At 58.0% G+C, this 3113-nt stretch carries 4 protein-coding genes; all 4 read left to right on the top strand.

What is annotated here, in order from left to right:
• Positions 1-207, top strand: a 207-nt coding sequence (locus tag BLS48_RS34230; RefSeq protein ID WP_143019597.1) for a DDE-type integrase/transposase/recombinase, incomplete at its 5' end; no start/stop codon positions are given.
• A 436-nt stretch (positions 208-643) separates the two neighbouring features.
• The gene (locus tag BLS48_RS34235) at positions 644-1630 is read left to right on the top strand and encodes a substrate-binding domain-containing protein (protein WP_091586652.1); all 987 of its coding nucleotides are present in this window, start codon (positions 644-646) and stop codon (positions 1628-1630) included.
• 86 nt (positions 1631-1716) lie between these two features.
• Positions 1717-2751, top strand: a complete 1035-nt coding sequence (locus BLS48_RS34240) for an ABC transporter permease (RefSeq protein ID WP_143019598.1) — start codon at positions 1717-1719, stop codon at positions 2749-2751.
• A gap of 13 nt (positions 2752-2764) precedes the next feature.
• Positions 2765-3025, top strand: coding sequence for an ATP-binding cassette domain-containing protein (locus BLS48_RS34245; RefSeq protein WP_208604717.1), 261 nt, complete (start codon positions 2765-2767; stop codon positions 3023-3025).
• Positions 3026-3113: the final 88 nt, after the last annotated feature.

Genomic DNA, 3113 nt, shown 5'->3' on the forward strand with positions numbered 1-3113 from the left:
CAATACCTCAATAACCGCATCGAGCAGGATCATCGGCGCATCAAGCGCCGTGTGCGGCCGATGCTCGGTTTCAAATCGACGCACGCCGCTGCGGTAACCTTGTCCGGCATCGAGATGGTCCACATGATGCGCAAACTACAGGCGCGGTACGCCTTCAATCCGAACCCGTCTCTCGCCGAGCAGTTCGAAATCCTCGCTGCCGCATGAGGTCGCCACCACTCTAGCAAATTCTCTGACCAGACAAAACTTTGCAACGGAACCGGCCCGCGACGCCATCGGTCATTCCCGACCTAAGTCGCGTTCGACATTGGCTCTATCGGTCCTTCAATTGCACTTGGAACCGGCCCCCTGTCTTCTCGACGCCATGTCATTGGTGGGAGCCGACGTTGTAGAAGCGGCCACCGATTCCGTTCGACACTAGCGTACGATTTCGCGATCTTGTTCGGACCCCAGGTCGCGAGCCGTTCCAAATGCGTCGGCTGCAGTAGTCATGGCACGCGGTGAATGCGCGGGTCATCTGCGTATGAGATGACCTTGATACAAATTCATCATTTTTCTTTTTGAGGCTTCAGGCGCAAAGTCAGAACCTGGGTATCCATACCCACGTTTGGATCAACATGGACAGGGGGCCACGGAGGGAACAATGACGAGAACTGCCAATCTTCGAATAATGGGTGCTGCTGCGATCGCCTTGATGACTCTTGCGCGACCTGCGCTTGCCGATAACAAACCGATGAAGATCATCATGGTCTCGGGGCCGCTTTTCGATCCGTTCTTCAGCGCTTTGAAAAGGGGCGCGGATGACGCAGCGAAGGCCATGGGCGTCGAGTATCAGTATTCGACCATCCAGGACCCGAGCAACGCGCAGACGGAGATTACACGTGCCCTGGATCAGGCCGTGGCAACGACGCCGGATGTTCTGATTGTGGGCGACTATTTTCCGCAGTCCATGGATCCGATCATCAAAAGGGCCGCCGCCGCGGGAATCCCGGTAATCCTGAGTGATGGTCCAGGCAACTTCAAGGACCTCGGCGCCGTAGGTTTCGTCGGTTTTAACCCACCGGCTATTGGGACGCAGGCGGGACAAGAGGCGTCGAAGCTCGGGGTCAAAGACGGCATTTGCATCAACAGCGTCGCTGGCAATCCGTCGCTGGAAGCTCTTTGCAATAACTACGTCAAGGCGCTTGAGGCGACGGGAGGTAAGGGCAAGGTGATCACGCTCGGCTACCAGGACGTTTCGAATCCGCAGGCAACGCTGCAGGCAATCAAGGGAGCGATGCAGGTTGATCCGGCGATGGACGGTATCTTGACGGTCGGCTCAGCTCAAGCGGAGCTGGCGGTGCAGGCCGTAGCCGATGCGGGTAAAGCGCCAGACTCAGTGAAGATCATGTCGAACGGCATCTCGACGAAGGTGCTCGAATACCTACGCGACGGCAAGGTCGCGGCGGTCTTTGACCCGCAGCCCTACCTTGATGGATATTATAGCATCGTTCAGGCGGTGCATCATGTCCGGTACGGGTTGTCACCACTCGAGAGCGTCATCGTTGGGCCGGTCCCGCTCACCAAGGAAGACGCCCAAAAAGTAATTGACATCAACAAGCAATATTTGGGCATCCGCGGAATTAACTAGTCTTCCCTGCCTTGGGGATCGCGCGGCAGCGATGCCGCGCGATCGTCCAAGCTGAGCGGCAGGCTCGAAGCGAAAGGGCGTACGGAATGGGTACGGTAACGACATCAGACACCAGTTTCGGGGTTGTAGCAGACCGAAACGCACAGTCGAAACTTCGCCGCATTATCGTGAGGCCGGAGATCGGCGCCCTTTGCGCGCTTCTTCTCGTATACGGGGTCTTCGCAGTTGTTGCCGGTAAGGCGAGTTTCGTAAGCTTCAACGGGACGGCTGCTTGGCTGAACGTTGCGGCCGAACTCGGCATCATCGGTCTAGCGGTCGGTCTCCTAATGATCGCGGGCGAGCTCGATTTGTCGATCGGTGCCGTGGTGGGCTCGTCTTCAATCATACTCTCGATTGGAACAGGTATTTATGACCTGAATGTCTGGTTGATGCTGGCGCTGACAATCGCAACGGCCTTACTGATCGGTCTGATCAACGGTCTGCTGGTGGTGCGGACGTCCATCCCCTCTTTCATCGTCACGCTTGCGACCAATTTCGCTGTAGCCGGCTCCGCGCTTGGTCTTGCCAGGCTCCTGACGAACACCGTGTCGTCGTCCATGGTGTCCGACCCGGCAGTTGACGCGCTTTTCGCCGCCCGGTGGGGACAGGCAAACGTCTCTATCATCTGGTGGGTCGTGGCTACGATTTTGAGTGTGTGGCTCCTGAACCGCACGCGCTTCGGCAACTGGATATTCGCGACCGGAGGCAATCTGTCCGCAGCGCGCGGAGCGGGTGTTCCGACATCGCTGGTCAAGGTAGTTCTTTTCATGGGGACCTCGCTTGCGGCCTCATTGGTGGGAATTATGCAGACCGTCGAGTTCCACTCCGGTAACGCGACCAACGGACAGGGGTATGTGTTTCAGGCGCCGATCGTCGCGGTGATCGGTGGCGTGCTGTTGACCGGTGGCTACGGTTCGGTACTCGGTTTTGCTTTTGGAGCCATGCTCTACGGAGTCATCAGCGTTGGCATTTTCTATTCTGGCTGGAACACGGACTGGGTGCAGCTTTTCCTTGGAGCCCTCGTGCTCCTTGCCGTGACCGCCAACACATACGTGCGCAAGCTGGCATTGAGCGTGAGATAGGGGATCGATGGCCATGGCACAGCCGCTGGTGGAATTGCGTAACGTTAGCAAGCGCTTTGGCAACATCGAAGCGCTCACGGGCGTCTCATTGCAGGTGCATCCAGGGCAGGTGACGTGCCTGCTTGGCGACAACGGCGCTGGCAAGTCGACGCTGATCAAGATCCTGTCTGGCTACCATCAGGCGAGCGGCGGCGAGATTCTGCTCGACGGTGTGGTTGCGCGCATCACAAGTCCCCGCGAAGCTCGGCAACGCGGCATTGCGACGGTCTGTTGATTTCCGCCGAGAACCGACCCGGGATTGGGCGGTTTTTCCATTGAGAAGTGACCCATGTTTGAACCCACCCCTGCTGGCTGATTGCAGG

It is taken from the genome of Mesorhizobium qingshengii, assembly GCF_900103325.1.
GTDB lineage: Bacteria > Pseudomonadota > Alphaproteobacteria > Rhizobiales > Rhizobiaceae > Mesorhizobium > Mesorhizobium qingshengii.

Bases quoted from the DNA above. Each gene is read 5' to 3' on its own strand.
- BLS48_RS34245 (WP_208604717.1), top strand. From the start codon at position 2,765: ATGGCACAGCCGCTGGTGGAATTGCGTAACGTTAGCAAGCGCTTTGGC.
- BLS48_RS34240 (WP_143019598.1), top strand. From the start codon at position 1,717: ATGGGTACGGTAACGACATCAGACACCAGTTTCGGGGTTGTAGCAGAC.
- BLS48_RS34235 (WP_091586652.1), top strand. From the start codon at position 644: ATGACGAGAACTGCCAATCTTCGAATAATGGGTGCTGCTGCGATCGCC.